The organism is Acinetobacter sp. LMB-5 (genome assembly GCF_001541635.1).
Taxonomy (GTDB): Bacteria; Pseudomonadota; Gammaproteobacteria; order Pseudomonadales; family Moraxellaceae; genus Acinetobacter; species Acinetobacter pittii.
On the sequence record NZ_LRDR01000130.1, the window covers coordinates 1 to 314 of the forward strand.

A 314-nucleotide genomic window follows, 5' to 3' on the forward strand; every position below is an offset into this window, starting at 1 on the left:
TTTCTGTCTGGCGTGATAACCGATTCTCTTCGATTTTTCTAAGCGCACCACCTCCCTCAATGAAACCATTTTTGACCTGATGAATAAGATCATATCCAGTCTCATAGGAAATATTGCCCCCGTTGTACCCTTTCAAGATAACATCGAACGCTTCGCTAAATTCTTTTACCGCTTGGCTGTGAACCGAAGTTTCCAGATCCAATGCGGGAAGAAAAATTAATAATTCTTCAATCGCCTTTTGAGCTTCGACCTCTAGCTGTCTTCTTTTTCGATTTCGTTCCCAACGGGCGTAATCTTCTTGGGTATACGTCAAT

The 314-nt window shown here is 42.0% G+C and carries 1 protein-coding gene; it reads right to left on the bottom strand.

What is annotated here, in order from left to right:
- A partial coding sequence (locus AW165_RS19895) for a hypothetical protein (protein ID WP_171254279.1) occupies nucleotides 1-314 on the bottom strand: 314 nt, incomplete at both ends.